Here is a 16,711-nt window from a genome sequence, read left to right on the forward strand (position 1 = left end):
GGGAAGGACGGGCTGTTTTCTTCGCAAGAAACTCAACTAATCAAATCAAAGAGGTAGGTTGGCCATGGATGTGGGCCTTCTCGGTCAGTTTGTTGTTAACGGCATGATGCTTGGCATGATGTATGCCCTTGTTGCTGTTGGCTTCACGCTGTTTTTCGGTGTGCTTGATGTCATCAAGTTTTCTCATGGTGATGTCCTGATGGTCGGCACCTTTGCGGGTTTTTCGACCTATCTCGGTATGACCGCGATCGGGATCGATAACGCGTTCATTCAGCTTGTCGGTGTTCTGGTGATTGCTGTCGGGTCGATGGCCATTCTCGGGGCCATTATTGCGCGTTATCTTGTGCTTCCGCTTAAATCGGCACCGCCGCTGAATACGCTGCTGGTGACACTTATGCTTGGCACCGTTCTGCGCGAAGCGATCCGTCTGTTTTATCCCGACGGTTCCAACCCCAAACACTTTCCGTCGCTGTTGCCGACGGAATCCTGGTCTTTGGGATCTTTCACATTGCGCGCGGACAGCGTGATCCTTCTGATCGGCGGACTTCTGGTCATTATTGGCGTCAATGTCCTGATCAATCGCACCCGTCTTGGTCTGGCGATCCGTGCTGTGGCCCAGGATGAAGAAACCGCCAAATGCATGGGCATCAATTTCAAGATGATCGTGCTTCTGACCTTTGCGCTGGGGTCCGGTGTTGCCGCCTTTGCCGGGGTGATGAACGGTCTTTACTACAATGAAATCAACTTCGGCATGGGCCTGTTGCTTGGCGTGATCGGCTTTAGTGCCGCCATCGTTGGTGGTCTTGGCAACATTTATGGCGCCATTCTTGGCGGCTTCCTGTTTGCCGGATTGCAGACCCTTGGTGCCGTCGCCCTGCCCTTTGCCAGTGCATACAAAGACGTTTTCGCGTTTGCAGTGGTCATTGCCATCATCGCCTGGCGCCCGACCGGCCTGATCGCCGAAAAAACAAGCGAAAGGGTCTGATCAATGACGCAATCGTTCAAAGACAAGGCCGTGATTGTTCTGCTGGCCGCTGCTGTGGCGGCGTTCACGATCACATTCATCGCCATCGAAGAACAGGCCGAGATTTTCGCACTGATTTTATTCGCTGCTGCCCTGGTCTTTGCCGGTGCAAAGTTCGGCTTTACCCGGTCAATCGCACAATCGCTTTCGCGTAATGAACGGCTGATGAATGCGGCGGTGATTGCCGCAACCCTGGTCGTTATTTTCTGGTTCCGCGAAGACCATTTCCCGTTGCTGATGATCGCGACTGTCATGCTGTACGTGATTGCCTGTTGCGGGCTGAACATGCAGTTCGGCTATACCGGTGTCGTCAACTTTGCCGGTGCGGCCTTCTTCGGGGTTGGCTGTTATACCGCCGCTGTTCTTGGCGATACATCCATTCCGCTTTTGCTGGTCATCATTCTGGGGGGCGTCATTGCCGCCATTGTCGGATCGGTGCTGATTATTCCGGTTCTGCGTACACGTGGCCATTATGCGGCGGTTGTCACCATTGCCTTTGGGCTTCTGTTCCGCACCTTCCTTGAAGTCAATGACACGCTTGGCGGTCCGCAGGGACTGGGCGTTTCGGGCATGAACCTGTTTGGTTGGGATTTCAACAACAACATCGAAATCACCGAAAACATCGAACTTTCATTCTATCTGAACTACGTGATCCTGGCTCTTGTCATGGTCATTCTGACCTTTGTTCTGATGCGTCGTATCGAACGGTCGTGGATCGGGTTGAATTTCGATGCCGTACGTCTTGATGAAACCGCTGCTGCCTGTTTTGGCATCGACATCAAACGCTGGAAAATTGTTGCCTTTACCCTTGGCAACTTCCTGGCCGGAACGGCTGGCGCGCTTTACGCCATGATGCTTGGCTTTATTGCGCCGTCGAACTTTGCATTTTCGGACTCCCTTATTCTGGTTTCGATTGTTCTGCTTGGCGGGATGGGAAGCCTGTGGGGCACGATCCTTGCTGCCGGTCTTGTCGTTCTGCTGCCTGAAAAGCTTCAGGTCATTCAGGAATACCGGTTCCTGATCTATGCGGTGGTGATGATCCTGATCCTGCTGTTCCGTCCGCAGGGCATCCTTCCGCGTGGTTTGCGTGCATATATTCCAGGCTGGAGAGGTTGATATGGCCCAGCAACAAGAAACCGTATTGGCCTTTCGCGAACTGACCCGGCGTTTCGGCGGTGTCGTCGCACTCAACAAGTTCGACATGGAACTTACCAATGGCCAGATCCTCGGCCTGATCGGGCCGAACGGATCGGGTAAAACCACGTCGTTCAATGTTTTGACCGGCATCTATGAAGCCAATGGCGGCAGCATCGAATTTCTCGGACAGGACATCACAAGCTGGCCTGCCCAGAAAGTCTACGAAGCCGGCGTTGCCCGCACGTTTCAGCGTTCGCGCCTGTGCCTTGAATTGTCGATTTTTGACAACATCATGATCGGCAATCACAAGCGCCTTGATCAGGGATTGTTGTTCAACATTTTCAAGCGCAAGGCCCTTCGCGAACAGATCCGGGAAAATCACGAAGAAGCCCGCAAGCTTCTTAAGATTTTTGATCCGGCCCTGGCCGACAAGATGTTCGATCCGGTCGGAAGCCTGCGCATGATTGATCGTCGCCGCATTGAAATTTGCCGGGCGCTGATCAGTCACCCGCGCCTGTTGCTTCTTGATGAACCATCCGCCGGCATGACCCACGAAGAAACCCGCGAATTGATGGATGATATTCTTGAAGTCCGCGAAATGATCGATGGTCTTTCGATCATTCTGGTCGAACATGAAATGGGCATGATCGAACGTGTGACAGACAAATGCATTGTCTTGAACTTCGGACAGAAAATTTGTGAAGGCGCCTATCGTGACGTCGCCTCGGACAAGCTTGTCCAGGAAGCCTATCTGGGGGGAGAATAATCATGGCCACGGCAAGTGCACTTGAAGTCAAAGACATCTATGCAGCCTATGATTCCGCCGACGTTCTCGAAGGCGTGTCGCTTAAGGTTCCTGCAGGCAAAATCACCTGTCTGCTGGGATCAAACGGTGCGGGTAAATCGACCATCATTCGCGCCATTCTTGGTCTGACGCCACCGCGTTCCGGTGACATTCAGATTGACGGAGAAAGCCTGATCGGGCTTCCGACCCACAAGATCATCTCGGCGGGCATCGCCTGCATTCCCGAAGGCCGCAAGGTGTTCCCGAAAATGACGGTGGTCGATAACCTGCGTCTTGGCGGTTATCAGGAAAATACCGAAGCCGTCCTGCGCGATCGCATGGATCAGGTGTTCGAGATTTTCCCCCGTCTCAAGGAACGCCGCAATCAGCTGGCCGGTACGATGTCGGGTGGTGAACAGGCAATGGTATCCATCGGGCGCGGCCTGATGGCGGCCCCCAAGGTCCTGTTGATTGATGAACCGTCCCTTGGTTTGTCGCCACTGTTCGTCAAAGAAAACTTCAACATCATCAAACGGATCAACGATCAGGGCATCACCGTGTTCCTTGTTGAACAAAATGTGCACCAGACGCTGGCCATCGCCCATTACGGCTATGTGATGTCGCAGGGGCGTGTTGTCGCCGAAGGCACGGCACAGGAACTGTCGGAAAACAAGGAAGTCCACGAGGCTTATTTCGGCTGATCCAAATTCGAAATTCAGCGCCCAAAGAACGCAGAGGAAACAACGTGCCCAACACCAAAATTGATGCGGTCGAACTGACCCGTCAACTGATCCGGTTTGAAACCGTCAATCCGGTCAATCCCGAAAAGGATTGCGTCGAATATGTCGGTAGTCTTCTGGCCAAAAACGGTTTTGACATTTCCTATCATGACTTTGCACCGGGTCGAACCAATCTGATTGCCCGGATCGGCGGGTCGGCAACCCATCCGCCGATCTGCTTTACCGGCCATCTTGATACCGTCCCGCTGGGTCACACCGAATGGTCGATGGCGCCATTCGGTGCCGATATTGCGGACGGCAAACTTTATGGTCGCGGATCAAGCGACATGAAATCGGGCGTGGCGGCATTTGTCGCCGCCGTGATTGAAATTGCTTCTGATCTGGCCAAGGGTCCCGGTGTGGTTCTTTTGATTACTGCGGGCGAGGAAACCGGGTGCGAAGGTGCGGCCTATATCGCGGGCCTTGGCGATGTAATTGGCAAGGCCGGTGCCATCGTTGTCGCCGAACCGACATCGAACTATCCCTATGTCGGGCACAAGGGGGCCTTGTGGATGAAGGCCGTAACCGATGGTGTTACCGCCCATGGTTCGATGCCCGAACTTGGCGTTAACGCCATCTATAAGGCATCGCGTGCGATCACCAAGCTTGAAGACTATGACTTCAACGTTGCCCGCCATCCGGTCATGGGGCCCGCGACCTTGAATGTCGGGACGGTTGATGGCGGCATCAACGTCAATTCCGTGCCCAACCGGGCCGAAATCGGCATCGATGTCCGCACCATCCCCGGTCAGGATAATGATGTCATTCTGAAACAGCTCGCTTCCTATCTGGGGGATGAGGTGACCTTGACCCCGACGGTCAATCTGGAACCGGTCTGGACGTCGCCGGAAGATCCGTGGATGCAGTCGGTGTTCGAGGTGGTTGCACCGCTTCATGACAACCCGATTGTCAACAAGACCGCGGCCTATTTCACCGATGCGTCGATTTTCACCCGTGCCTATGACTTTGCCCCAACTGTCATTCTTGGCCCGGGCGAAGCCGCCATGGCCCATCAGACCGACGAGTTTTGCTATGTCTCGCGGATCGAAGAGGCGGTTGGCATTTACCGGACACTGGCCGAAAACTGGAACAATCAATGATGTCACAACCAAACAGATTGTCGCTTCTGGATGCGGTCAGTGCGATTTCCGACGGTCAATTGACGCCCGAAACGCTTTTGGCATCCTGCCTGGATCGTATTTCCGAACGTGAAGGCGATGTTGGCGCATGGATGCATATCAATGCTGACAGCGCCAAGGCACGGGCCAGCAATCCTGCGACCGGTCCGCTTTCGGGTCTTCCCATCGGGATCAAGGACCTGATTGATACCGCCGATATGCCCACGGGCTATGGATCATCGATCTATGACGGCCATCAACCGGCACAGGACGCCGCATGCGTTGCAACCATCCGCAATGCCGGCGGGATTGTTCTTGGCAAAACCGTTTCGACCGAATTTGCCTATTTCCAGCCGGGTAAAACGGCCAATCCCAATGACCTTGGGCGCACACCGGGCGGGTCATCAAGTGGCTCGGCCGCGGCCGTTGCCGATTACCATGTTCCGGCCGCCTTGGGCACCCAGACCGCCGGTTCGATCATTCGTCCCGCATCCTATTGCGGGGCTGTTGGCTATAAACCCAGTTACGGCTTCTTGCCGTTAACCGGCATCCGTCCCCTCGCGCCATCGATGGATCACCTCGGGGTTATGACCCGCACGGTGAAGGATGCCGGTTTCCTTGCTTCTATCCTTGGGCGTCGTCCCGAACTCGCCATGCATCAGGATAGCGATGATTTCGTCCCCACCATCGGGTTTTGCCAGACACCGCAATGGGATGCGGCCGAGGCATCGACACAGTCGCTTCTTGAAGATGCCGCAACCAGATTGGGCAAGGCCGGCGCGAAAGTTTCCAGCTTTGCCCTGCCCGAAATCTTTGAAACGCTTGCCAATGCCCATGGCATTGCGATGGATTACGAAGTCAGTTTCACCGGTCTTTATGATGTTTCAAACCACCCGGGTCAGGTCAGCGCAAAGTTCCGCGAACGGTTTGATGCCGGGATGAAGGTTCTGACATCTGAATATGACAAGGCACTGGAACAGGCCAAGCAAAGCCGCACGGCCCTTGCCGATGCCATGGGCGCTTATGACATCCTGATCTGTCCGAGTGCCCCGGGCGAGGCCCCGCTTGGCCTGAATGCCACAGGTGATCCGGTGTTTAACCGTATCTGGACATTCTCTGGCGTGCCCTGCATCAACATTCCGGGCCTTTCTGGCCCGAACAACATGCCGGTCGGCTTGCAGGTAATTGGCCGCTTTGGCGACGATGCCCGCATGCTTAAGGCGGCGGACTGGGTTTCCCGTCATCTTTGATTTCGGGCGGGAACCTACATCCGGCTTTTAACCCGGCGTGTGGGTTCCGCCTGAAGCGGGTCATCGGGCCAGTAATGTTTGGGATAACGTCCCTTCATCTCGGCTTTGACCTGCGCATAGGACCCGTTCCAGAAGCCCACCAGATCACTTGTCACCTGGATCGGGCGCTGGGCTGGGGACAGAAGATGCAAGGTCACGGCAACCTTGCCACCGGCAACCTTTGGCGTTTCGGTCGCGCCAAACATTTCCTGCATCCGCACCGGCAAGGCCGGGGTTTCGCCGCTATAATCAATGCGGATATTTGATCCGGTCGGCACTTGCCAATGGGTCGGTGCCAAACGATCGAGTTCCTGACGCTGGTTCCAGTCGATCCCGGCCAGCAATGCCTCGGACAGATTGATCTGTTTAAGTTGCCCGCGTTTGGTAATGCCGTTCAAATAGGGCGCGATCCAGTCTTCAAGCGATCCCAGCAACCCGTCATCAGACATATCGGGCCAATGATCCCCATCGACCCGATGCAGGAAAGATAACCGTTGGCGCAGACCTTCCGATGCCTTATCCCATGGCAGGCAATGCAGACCGATCTTGCGAATGCCTTCGATCATCGCCGTTGCAATCGCATCGGGATCGGCTTCGTCATGGGTGGCCTTTTCATCCAGCACCAATGCACCGATCCGGCGTTGCCAGCGGGCCTGTACCGCATCTGATTGCGTGTCCCAGAAAACCTCTGTGCCTTCGAAAATCTGATCGGTGAAATGGGTTTCAAGGGTTGCGCGCGCCACCGGGGCAGCAAGATATATCTTGGCCTCACGTGCCTGCCCATCCAGTTCGGCAACCGCGATATAGGCCTCACTCGCAAGGCTGTCTTCATTGGGCAAAACGCCGCCGCGCCCACCCGACAGACGATAACGCGCATCAGCCCCCTTGCGCCGTTCGCCAATCCGGTCAGGATAGGCAAAGGCCAAAAGCAACCCGACCTCGTCCGTGCTATCAACCTTTGTGTCCTTGCCTTTTGGAAGGTTGGCCTGACGCATGACATCGCCCAGCCTGCGGGCAAGCTGCTTGGCGGCTTCACTGATCATTTTGGGCGCATGGCCGCGCAGGATGGCATCAATGCGCAACCGTAAATCCGCCCCGCGCCCGCGCATGAAATCCCGATCCGAAAGAAGGGCAGCCAAGGCACAGGCAACCTGATCGAGCCCCAATGCCGCCCCGCGCAACATCATGTGCGCCAGTCTGGGATGGACCGGTATGCCCGCCATCGCCGTCCCCATCGCGGTAATCCGATTTTCATGATCAATCGCTTCCAACCCGCGCAGAATATCGCGGGCCTGATCAATTTTGGCGGCTTCGGGCACATCAAGCCACGGCAGGCTTTTGGGATCTGTGACACCCCAACGGGCCAGTTCCAGCGTCAATGGCGCCAGATCGGCCTCGGCAATTTCCGGCGCGGTGAAAGCTGGGCGGGCACGTTGTTCGTTTTCCGCCCACAGACGATAACAGATACCCGGTTCCAGACGTCCGGCACGACCACGGCGTTGCTCGGCACTTGCCTGTGATGATTTCACCGTGATCAGGCGGGTCATGCCCGATGCCGGATCAAAACGCGGCAGGCGTTGCAACCCGCTATCGACCACAACGCGAATGCCATCAATGGTCAGCGACGTTTCGGCAATCGCGGTTGCCAGAACCACCTTGCGCTTGCCATCCGGTGCGGGCTGGATCGCGATATCCTGTGCCTTGGCATCCATCGCGCCATAAAGCGGGGCGATGATGGTATCATTGCCCACCGCCTCTTTAAGGGCTGCCTCAACCCTTGTGATTTCCCCCTGACCGGGCAGGAAGGCAAGGATCGATCCGCTTTCCTCGCGAAGGGCGGTTTTGATCGCGGCGGTCATTTCCCCGTCAATGCGGACATTGCCCCATTTATCGGGCTTGGGCGGGAAATACCGGGTTTCGACCGGGAAAGCGCGCCCTTCGGACGTGATTACCGGACAATCACCCATAAGCGATGCAATCGGCCCACCATCAAGGGTTGCCGACATTACAAGGATGCGAAGATCATCACGAAGCGCGCCCTGGGTTTCCAGCGCCAGCGCCAATCCAAGGTCGGCATCAAGGGACCGTTCGTGAAATTCATCAAACAGGATCGCACCAATGCCTAAAAGCTCCGGGTCATCCTGGATCATCCGGACCAGAATACCCTCGGTCACGACCTCGATTTTGGTTTTTGCCGATACCTTGCTGTCAAACCGAACGCGATAGCCAACCTGTTCACCAACACCTTCGCCCAAAAGCTGCGCCATACGGCGCGCAGCCGCACGGGCGGCAAGCCTTCGGGGTTCGAGCATGATGATCTTCTGATCACCAAGCCATCCACCATTACGCAACGCCAAGGGCACCTTGGTCGTCTTACCCGCGCCCGGCGGGGCCTGCAAAACCGCATTGGTCCCGGTTTCCAGCGCCGCACACAGATCAGGCAGGACGGTATCAATCGGAAGGGCTGGAAATTCAGGCATGTTGGCTTTCATCAGTCAGCAGGGTTCTGGCTGTTTATGACGCAAAGCCGCCCTACCCGCAATATCAGCGCGCGGGACTAGTTTCCGCCTTCAAACGTCTTGACGATTTCGGCTTGCCCCATCTGATCAAAATCACCGGGCACTTCAATCCCCGCCCCCTCCAGAAAGCCGATGCGGGTTGCTTTAAGAATGATCCCGCGTTCCCCGCCAATCCGTTGCAGGGTCTTCATCCCGCGGGTCAGGCCATAAAGCGCCTCCATATCGCCAGTGGCCTTCATGCGCGTGGCTTCGGCCCGCGTGATTGCATAAAGCGCGCGAAAGGCATCCTCGGACACGGCGCGCAAAGCCGCCTCCTTTGCCGGGCGGTCCGGATCGGGATGGGCAAATGAAAGCGGTGCGGTTGGATCAAATTCCGGCATTGGTCATTCTTGCTGCGTGGGTTTCATTGCTTCTATCACGATTGACAGCCCCCAGACCATCCAGGCCTGTGTCCAGCGCATATAAACGCGCCTATCGCGCCCCAACCGTCCAATCCCGGCATAAAACACATCGCGTTTGCGATCATAAAGGGTCTGCACCGCCCATTCTGCCACATGGATTGCCCCCCCGAGATCACCAAACCTGCACAGGCTTGCCATTGCCTGCGCGACCGCATGGGCATCAAGATATCCGCCCCGGCCGGCATAGCTGCGCGGGATGCCCGCATCGTCAAAGCAGGCTTTGCGATAAAATGCCCATCCGCGTGCAATCGCGTCATCAAGGCCATCTACACCCACTGCCCGAAACCGGTCCAAAAGATCAAGCACATAGCCAGTGTGAAACCCGTCAACAAAGCCATGATGCCCGCGTGTGCCATAAGCCCAGCTGCCATCGCGTTGCTGGGCATCGACAACCCGGCGCAACGCGCATTCCGATTTCGCATTTCCCGGCCTGATGCGGTTCAGGGCAAAGGCCGCCCACAGGCTGGCATTATGGATTTCGGTATCGTCATGGGCGAAATAGGCGAAATACCCATCCCGCCAAATATCCCGTGCGATGAAATCTGCCGCCCGGATCAGGGCGGGGTCATCGGGGGTGACGCCGCCCTTGCAGATGCTGTCCATGACAAAGCTTGTAACGATTGCATTGCTTTGATGTCGTTTGGCGTGAAAGGCGCGCGCCTGCCATTCAAATGGATAAGCCCACCCGCCATCGGCTTGTTGCATGGAACGCAACCGGTCTGAAAAATCACCAAGCCTGATGCCGTCGCCTGCCCCGTTCAGCAATGCCAATGTCTTGGGATTGATCATCGGGGCAATATCGGCCAACCGGCGCAAAAAGCGTGGTCCGCGCTTGATCGCCTGAAGCCAGACCAGTCGGCATACCCGAAACCGGCCAAGCCCGCTTGCTGCAAACAGGCGGCTTTCAAGCCCGTCAAACGGATCGGCACCGGCAAAATCGTCTTGCGCCATTCTGGCCAAAACCCGATCGCGGATATCAATCATTTCGGACCGGTTCACCATTCTTTCCTTCTTGCGCGCTGATCCCGGCCGCAATCGCACAACAGATCAGATAATGCCCGTAATTCAGACTGTTGTCCGTAATCATGGTGACGAAAACCGACAGCAAGATACAAACCGCCAACCGCGTCTGGCGCACCATCAAGATCACGACAACCCATCCAGTCCCCCACAGCAACGCGCCGACAATCCCGGTTTCAAACAGAATACGGAAATGATCATTGTGAAGTGCGCCAAATGATCCGAACGATGCGGTCTGTGACAGGATTTCTTCCACCGACCCGGCCCCGAAGCCAAGCCACCTTTGGCCGTCTGATCCGTCACGCCAGATTTCGGCAAACATCTTCCAGAATGCCAGTCGCCCGCTGTCATGGGTCATCACAAGACGGGGCAGATACGCCATCACACCCCCGGCAACAATGCCCACAAGGATCAATCCCGCAATCCACGTCATCGCCCGTGAAAACCGGATCATGCCAACGGCATTGATCAGCATCGCAATCACGGCAATCCGGGTTTGGGACAGAAAGACCGCACCCGCAGTCGCCATCATCAACCAGCGCCAATGGCCAAATTTGCAAACAGAACAAAGGGCAAAAAACCCCAGAAACAAAAAGGCGTGATTTAGCCGCGCCCCTTCATGGGTCAGATAAAACGAACTTGAAAGGATCAGGTAAAACAGCATGGCGGGCATCAGGATGCGCAAACAATCACGCCCGATCACCGCCCCGGCCACAAGCCCGACCGGCACCATCATCAGATTGCCGATCAGGCGGATCTTTTCATCACCTGCGCCACCTGTGCTGTTCCCGAACATGATTAGCCCGATCACCCCGGCAAGGATAAGCAAACCGGTCAGCAACCCGGGGCCAAGCCGGATCGTGCGGAGCGAACCCGCCACCATCAGCACCCAAAAGACCAGCAAAACCAGCTTGGCCAACATCCCCCCGGCCCCCAGCAACCAGAATGATGTTGCCATTACCCCGTTGCCCGCAATCACCACCCATATCGGCAATCGACGCCGGGCATTCTGGCCGGAATGGCGATCGGTTTTACCAAAGTGTGGTTTGCCAATTCCCGGTTTGGCAAATGATGCGGTCTGCCTATTGCCGTTCATGGCAATCCCCGCGTTGCTTGTGGTCAGGATCGCCGGTTTGGCTGGCGACAGGCCGATCAAATTGGGCTAGGGTCATCTCCTTAATTTCAAAGCAGATTGGCACAGGTCGATGGTGCGACTGGCGCAGTTTTGTCTGATGGCGGAAATCATTCTTGCCCCCGTGATGCTGGGCGGGGGGCGGCCTTGGGCGATTGCGGTTCTCGCCCTCCTGACCGGGGTCGGGTTGATCGCCATGTGCTGGCGAATGCGCACCATATCCCTGCCCCGCCACGTGATCGGTGTCTGGCTGTTTGCCGCCATTATCGTCATCTGGATGATCATACAGGCATCCCCGGTCTGGCCGGTTCAAGCCTTTCCGTTTGATGTTCCCTTTGTTGCCCTGTACCCCGCGGCATGGATCAATCAGACCTTTGAAATCATCTGGCTTTGCGCGACCGTCACCCTGATATCCCTGATCGCGCAAAAGGCCCCCAATGGCGGGCTTTTGGCAATTTTGCATGCCATCATCATTGCTTGCACCCTTCAGATGGTGCTGGCGCTTGGAGATGCGGTTTTTGACGCACAAACAACATTCTGGTTTGCCAAGACCGCCCATATCGGGGACTGGACCGGAAGCCTTGCCAATCGCAGTGCGTTTGGCGGATTGATGGGGATCGGATATATCGCCAGCATCTATCTGTTTATGGTCCCCCATACCAATTACCGTCATGCTGGCGCTGATGCTGGTGCCCGTCATCATGTGCCGATTGGACGACGCCTTGATCAGTCGGGCGGGTATCTTGCGCTTGCCATCCTGTTTGTCGCAGCCATGACCCAAAGCCATTCGCGCCTGGCATTTGTCGTGGTTCTGATCGCGACCTTTTTCATGATCGGCTTTGCCCGGCATCCGGGCAGATCGACGCGCGCATGGCATTGGGGAAAGCTGTTTTTTGCCGGTTTCTGTGTGATCGGCATCGGGTTTGTCGCATCGGTTAGTGTGCCTGAACTGGTATCGCGGTTTCATGATCTGACACGCTTTGACCTGATCCAGCGCGATGATGCCTGGGCGACGGCCCTTCGGGCCATTTCCGATCGACCGTTCATCGGCTTCGGACCAGACAGCATTGCCCTTGTCATGGGTCATTTTGCGACCCCGGAACTCAATAAAGATGCCAACTGGTTCAGTACGCATAACCTGTGGCTTGATGGTGCAATTGTCTTTGGGGTGCCGGTCGTTTTGACACTGGCAATTGCCGTGATTTTCAGTGCAGCCTTGATCATGCGTGCCACATGGAACCAGCCATTTCGGGGGCTTGTGATAGCCGTGATCAGTCTGTTTCTGACAAGCACGATATTTGACTGGGTCATCGGGCTTCCGGCCCTGATTTTGCCGGTTGTCGCCATTCTGGGGGCCGGGTTTGAAGCATCAATTGCCCGGCATCGCGCATCTTCCGTATCCGCCGGTCATGCGGGGCAAGCAACAAGGCCCGGTCAAACAGGGCCGCACGCCGTTGCAGATCACGATCATCCCTAACCATCCCCGACAGGGCGGAAACCGCCATCAAAAACGGATCGAACGGGGCATGGCTACGCTGATCGGTGATGATGTGATCAAGGATTTTCGGGTCCCCCGTCGTCAGTGCCTTGTGCAATGCCTCGGTGCGAAGGGCGGCTTCAAATCCGTTTGCATTGGCAAATCCGGCACGCGGGTCATCAAGTTTGCGAAATGCAGCCGCTTCTGTCGCCAGTTGCCAGCCGGCATAAAGGATCACGACCAGTGCCCCGGCCATCACAATGCCCCGCATCATGCCCCGCATCATACCCGGTCCCCCATCGTTTGGGCCATATCGGCCCGTCCATAGGCCGGTCGCGCCGGGCCGCCATTCAAGACGATGCCGCTGGCAACAATTCCCGCCGTGGCAAGACGATCAAGCGCGTCCTTGGCGTCGCGCTTTTTGCTTGATCCGTGTCGCAAAACAAACAGCCTGACATCGGCAAGCCCCATGGCAACCAGCCCGTCCGCAACCGACAGGATCGGCGGCGTATCAAGGATGATGTAATCGAACTGATCACGCAATTGATCGACAAGCGGTCCCAGATGTCGCTCAATCAGTCCGGTCGCGATGGATCCGGGCACCGCCATCCTTGCCCCCAGATGCCAATATTGCCCGGTTTGCCCGTCGGCCTTGGCAGCGGCGTCTTTAAATCCGGTCACATCCGTCTCGCCGGAAAGAAGGGCGACCAGATTGGCAAAGACGCGGTTGGTATTTTCCCCGCCGGTCGGATCATGAAGGTCCCCATCAATCAGCAGGGTTTTGTGACCAAGCCCGGCAAAACATGATGCAAGTGCGTGGGCGATGTGGCTTTTGCCTTCGCCGGTTTGTGCCGATCCGATGGCGATGATCTGCGCGGTTGATCCGGTTGGCGGGGGTTTTCGGTTCTGATCAACGATGCGCATCAAAACCGCCAGATGCCCGATTGCGTCATCACCCCCGGCATCCGTCGCAAGGCCCCTGCCATCCGTCATATTGCGGGCGGGGATGCGCGCATAAAGCGGCACGCCCAAAACGTCTTGCGGTTCGAAATCATCGGCAATGGTTTGATCGAAATAGTGCCGCAACAAAGCGGCAATCACCGCGGCAAACAATGCCACCATGATGGCCAGCGCCATCAGATCGCGTTTGGCCGGAAATTCCGCCGACACCGGAAGGGTCGGTGATTGCAGAATTTCCAAATCGCCGCGAAAGGATGCCAGTTCACGGCGCAATGTCTGAACTTGCCGGGAAAGTTGATCGACATTGTCACGCGCCAATGCCACCGCACGCTGCAATTGGCCCTGGCCTTGTGTGCGGGAATGGCGGTCATTCAATCGGCTTTGCCAAAGATCACGTTGCCCGGTGATCAGACGAAGCCTTTCCCGCGCACTGGCAAGTGCATCCCCCATTTGACCCGATACCGTCAGCGCCGCATCCACCAGTTGCGCATAAAGATCATCAAGCACCTTCTGGCGGCCCTGCATTATCGGGTGTTTGGGCCCATAACGCTGATCAAGCCTGTCAAACTCCTGACGTTCGGTTTCATAGCGTTGCGAAAGCTGTGCGACCATCGGATGCCCGGCGATATCGGGAATGGCCAAAAGATCGTCAAGCCCGTTTGCCATTGCCCGGCGACGGGCCGCCAGTTCGAGGGTTGCAACCTCCTGACCGATTTTTTCGGCCTGCTCGTCAAGCGCATAGATCCGTTCAAGCATCAATGCGCCTTCTTCCTGATCAAGCATCCCGGCCTGTTGTTGCCAGGCCAGCAAATCACCTTCGCGGGCAAAAAGGTCGCCGCGGGCGGTGGCAAGCTGACTGTCCGCATCCTCAAGACGGGATCGAATGACATGTTTCTGGCGATCTTCACGCTGCCATACATAGCTTTCGACAATTGCCTGAAGGGCGACCTGACTGACGGTCGCATCCGTTGCGACAAAGCTTGCCTCAATCACGGCGGAATGACCGATCCGTTCGGCCCCGAACCGGGCACGCAACCAGTTGATTGCACCCGTTTCAGATGTCCCTGTTCGGGGCGCAGGATCATTTGCCAAACTGTTTTCGACACCAACCGGATCGAAACCGATGCCCGCACCGCGCAGGACCGCCAGGGCGGTCGCCAGGGTTTCCTCGCTGCGCATTTCGGCAATCACGGTTTCGATTTGCTGGGCGGTCAATTCACCGGCTCGGGGGCCTGCGCCGTCACTGGCGCGATCACCAGACGCCGTGACAACCGGTATCAGGCCGACTTCCGCCGTCGCACGATATCCCGGCTGCCAGTTGGCAATCACGCCAAGCAACGCCACCAGTACAATGACAAAGGCAAGAATTGCGACACCACGTCGCCGCCACAAGATCGCAACCAGTTCACGCAAGGACGGGTCAAACTGTTCAAATGATGGGCCCGTCATCTTGGACTGACATCCTCCTGCTGAAATGTCGCATCGCCAAGCTCGTCCACCAGATCCTGCCAGACCGGGCTGGCCTGCCCGCCTGTCTGTACAACGCGGTAAATGACGTCATAGGAAACTGCCTGGCGGACTTGGGCCTGCGGAACGGTTATGCCCGATGAAGGGGTGCTTATCCCTGTTTCGACAACCGCAATATCATCATCAAACCGGTCATCCCCCGGCACAAACCGAACGGCCCCGTCACCGAAAAAGCGTGATGCAAGGGTCGGCACATCATTTTCAATCATGCGGGTCAGGCGGCTTGGTTCCGGATGCAGACCAAGAAGCTGCTTTAACACGCCGCCAAAAACCGCCTCGACCAAAAAACCGTTTCCCCCCGCAGCACTCAGGATCACCTCCATCATTTTTAGCACCGCCGAAATCGTTGCATCCGCACTCTGCCAATCGATCTGACGGTTATCGGTCTGACGGGCATCGGCCTGATCGGTCATTTCCGCCGTCTCGCCAAACAGCGCCAGATCAAGCAGCCGATCAATCATGTCCCGGACGTCCTGCGGGGTGGTAAGGGCGCTGATCTTTTCTGCGATCTGCGTGCGCATATCCGGGGTTTCAATCCCGGGGCGCGCATCGGTGGGCACAGCCGGGGGTGCATCGGCGGCAGGTGTGATGACTTGCGAACCGCCATCACGCGCAAACAGGATCACCGGTGTTGCCAGTGTGATCATTGCCGCCAGCCTGACCCAACCGGGCATGTGCCCGACGCGATGGGCAATGATTTTCGGCATCACCAGCCGCGCAAATGCCCAAAGCCCGCGCCCGTAACGCGGCAACATGTATCGGGGCTGACAGGCAATCCGCCACAAAAACTCCAGCCCGGCCTTTTGCATGACAACCGGTGCCCGCCTTATTCGGCCCGACAGAACATCAAATGCCCCGCCAACCCCCATGATAAAGCCGCACCCGGTCTGTTCACCAAACCGGTCAACAAAGATCTCCTTGCGCGGCGATGGCAGGGCAACAAAGACCGCGTCCGCCCCGCTTTGCCGGACAATCGCGGCCAGTTTGGCGTCATCGGGATCAAATCCGTGATGAATGCCGGCAATTTGAAGATCGGGATAACGGCGCATCAAGCGCGCCCTAAGTTCGCGCACAACATCGGGGCGCGCCCCAAGCAGGAAAATCCGCACCCCCTGTTTTTCAAACCGGGGCAACAATGCGGTCATGACGTCAATGCCGGTCACCCGTTCGGGCACCTTGATGCCCAAAAGCCGCGCGGTCCAAACAATGCCCATGCCATCGGCATTCAGGCTGTCGGCATTTGCCAATGCCCGAAACAACCGGACATCGTCGCGTGCCTGTGGCAATTTCAATGCATTCAGGGATTGCTGTCGAAAACAGGGACCATTGGCATACCGGTCACGAGATGCCAGCCAATTACAGATATCTGCGCATAGTTTTTCGCGCTGCCTGAGATCAAGACGCAACCCGAAAATCGCAGCTTTCCCCTGTCGCATTCATCGTCCCCGCCAGTCCAGAACCAACTGCCCGGAAATCCAACCAGA

Annotated in this window: 13 protein-coding genes; 7 read left to right on the plus strand and 6 right to left on the minus strand. The window is 56.8% G+C overall.

Annotation, left to right across the window (positions count from 1 at the left end):
• Positions 1-64: 64 nt before the first annotated feature.
• Genes WA429_RS05675 through WA429_RS05700 form a run of 6 tightly spaced genes read left to right on the plus strand, consistent with a single transcriptional unit; the run spans position 65 to position 6,092 of the window.
• Complete coding sequence (locus WA429_RS05675; RefSeq protein ID WP_068517571.1) at positions 65-985, plus strand: branched-chain amino acid ABC transporter permease; 921 nt, start codon at positions 65-67, stop codon at positions 983-985.
• A gap of 3 nt (positions 986-988) precedes the next feature.
• A complete protein-coding gene (locus WA429_RS05680; RefSeq protein ID WP_287465709.1) occupies positions 989-2,140 on the plus strand; it encodes a branched-chain amino acid ABC transporter permease in 1,152 nt (383 codons plus the stop codon).
• A gap of 1 nt (position 2,141) precedes the next feature.
• The gene (locus tag WA429_RS05685) at positions 2,142-2,927 is read left to right on the plus strand and encodes an ABC transporter ATP-binding protein (protein WP_068517566.1); all 786 of its coding nucleotides are present in this window, start codon (positions 2,142-2,144) and stop codon (positions 2,925-2,927) included.
• A 2-nt stretch (positions 2,928-2,929) separates the two neighbouring features.
• Positions 2,930-3,646 (plus strand): ABC transporter ATP-binding protein, encoded by a 717-nt coding sequence (locus tag WA429_RS05690; protein ID WP_206927923.1) that lies wholly within the window; start codon positions 2,930-2,932, stop codon positions 3,644-3,646.
• 44 nt (positions 3,647-3,690) lie between these two features.
• A complete protein-coding gene (locus tag WA429_RS05695) occupies positions 3,691-4,824 on the plus strand; it encodes a M20 family metallopeptidase (RefSeq protein WP_287465707.1) in 1,134 nt (377 codons plus the stop codon).
• Entirely contained in the window at positions 4,821-6,092 is a 1,272-nt protein-coding gene (locus tag WA429_RS05700) for an amidase (RefSeq protein WP_287465706.1), read from the plus strand. The genes WA429_RS05695 and WA429_RS05700 overlap by 4 nt, the downstream gene beginning before the upstream one ends.
• A 14-nt stretch (positions 6,093-6,106) precedes the next feature.
• Here WA429_RS05700 and hrpB read toward each other — a convergent pair whose 3' ends face one another.
• From hrpB to WA429_RS05720, 4 genes are all read right to left on the minus strand, one after another.
• The gene (hrpB, locus tag WA429_RS05705) at positions 6,107-8,611 is read right to left on the minus strand and encodes an ATP-dependent helicase HrpB (protein ID WP_287465704.1); all 2,505 of its coding nucleotides are present in this window, start codon (positions 8,609-8,611) and stop codon (positions 6,107-6,109) included.
• A 77-nt stretch (positions 8,612-8,688) separates the two neighbouring features.
• Entirely contained in the window at positions 8,689-9,030 is a 342-nt protein-coding gene (locus WA429_RS05710; protein ID WP_287465703.1) for a hypothetical protein, read from the minus strand.
• 3 nt (positions 9,031-9,033) lie between these two features.
• On the minus strand, positions 9,034-10,110 hold the full coding sequence (locus WA429_RS05715; RefSeq protein WP_287465702.1) for a hypothetical protein: 1,077 nt from the start codon (positions 10,108-10,110) through the stop codon (positions 9,034-9,036).
• Positions 10,088-11,227 carry an O-antigen ligase family protein gene (locus WA429_RS05720; RefSeq protein ID WP_287465701.1) on the minus strand — a complete coding sequence of 380 codons (1,140 nt, stop codon included), beginning with the start codon at positions 11,225-11,227 and terminating at the stop codon, positions 10,088-10,090. Before WA429_RS05720 ends, WA429_RS05715 begins: the two co-directional genes overlap by 23 nt.
• Before the next feature lie 136 nt (positions 11,228-11,363).
• Between WA429_RS05720 and WA429_RS05725 the strand changes: the two genes are divergently transcribed.
• Positions 11,364-12,740: an O-antigen ligase family protein gene (locus WA429_RS05725; RefSeq protein WP_287465699.1), complete on the plus strand. Its 1,377-nt coding sequence runs from the start codon at positions 11,364-11,366 to the stop codon at positions 12,738-12,740.
• 282 nt (positions 12,741-13,022) lie between these two features.
• Here the strand turns inward: WA429_RS05725 and WA429_RS05730 are convergent, their stop codons facing one another.
• Together WA429_RS05730 and WA429_RS05735 are read right to left on the minus strand one after the other, a co-directional pair.
• Positions 13,023-15,149 carry a GumC family protein gene (locus tag WA429_RS05730; RefSeq protein WP_287465698.1) on the minus strand — a complete coding sequence of 709 codons (2,127 nt, stop codon included), beginning with the start codon at positions 15,147-15,149 and terminating at the stop codon, positions 13,023-13,025.
• Positions 15,146-16,663 carry a WecB/TagA/CpsF family glycosyltransferase gene (locus WA429_RS05735; RefSeq protein WP_287465697.1) on the minus strand — a complete coding sequence of 506 codons (1,518 nt, stop codon included), beginning with the start codon at positions 16,661-16,663 and terminating at the stop codon, positions 15,146-15,148. Before WA429_RS05735 ends, WA429_RS05730 begins: the two co-directional genes overlap by 4 nt.
• Positions 16,664-16,711: the final 48 nt, after the last annotated feature.

It is taken from the genome of Thalassospira sp. CH_XMU1420-2, assembly GCF_037029325.1.
GTDB classification, from domain to species: domain Bacteria; phylum Pseudomonadota; class Alphaproteobacteria; order Rhodospirillales; family Thalassospiraceae; genus Thalassospira; species Thalassospira povalilytica.

Excerpts from the sequence above, each read along its gene's own strand:
- WA429_RS05725 (WP_287465699.1), top strand. The coding sequence starts at position 11,364 with ATGGCGGAAATCATTCTTGCCCCCGTGATGCTGGGCGGGGGGCGGCCT.
- WA429_RS05735 (WP_287465697.1), bottom strand. The coding sequence starts at position 16,663 with ATGCGACAGGGGAAAGCTGCGATTTTCGGGTTGCGTCTTGATCTCAGG.
- WA429_RS05720 (WP_287465701.1), bottom strand. The coding sequence starts at position 11,227 with ATGAACGGCAATAGGCAGACCGCATCATTTGCCAAACCGGGAATTGGC.
- WA429_RS05700 (WP_287465706.1), top strand. The coding sequence starts at position 4,821 with ATGATGTCACAACCAAACAGATTGTCGCTTCTGGATGCGGTCAGTGCG.
- WA429_RS05710 (WP_287465703.1), bottom strand. The coding sequence starts at position 9,030 with ATGCCGGAATTTGATCCAACCGCACCGCTTTCATTTGCCCATCCCGAT.
- hrpB (WP_287465704.1), bottom strand. The coding sequence starts at position 8,611 with ATGCCTGAATTTCCAGCCCTTCCGATTGATACCGTCCTGCCTGATCTG.
- WA429_RS05680 (WP_287465709.1), top strand. The coding sequence starts at position 989 with ATGACGCAATCGTTCAAAGACAAGGCCGTGATTGTTCTGCTGGCCGCT.
- WA429_RS05690 (WP_206927923.1), top strand. The coding sequence starts at position 2,930 with ATGGCCACGGCAAGTGCACTTGAAGTCAAAGACATCTATGCAGCCTAT.
- WA429_RS05730 (WP_287465698.1), bottom strand. The coding sequence starts at position 15,149 with ATGACGGGCCCATCATTTGAACAGTTTGACCCGTCCTTGCGTGAACTG.
- WA429_RS05675 (WP_068517571.1), top strand. The coding sequence starts at position 65 with ATGGATGTGGGCCTTCTCGGTCAGTTTGTTGTTAACGGCATGATGCTT.
- WA429_RS05685 (WP_068517566.1), top strand. The coding sequence starts at position 2,142 with ATGGCCCAGCAACAAGAAACCGTATTGGCCTTTCGCGAACTGACCCGG.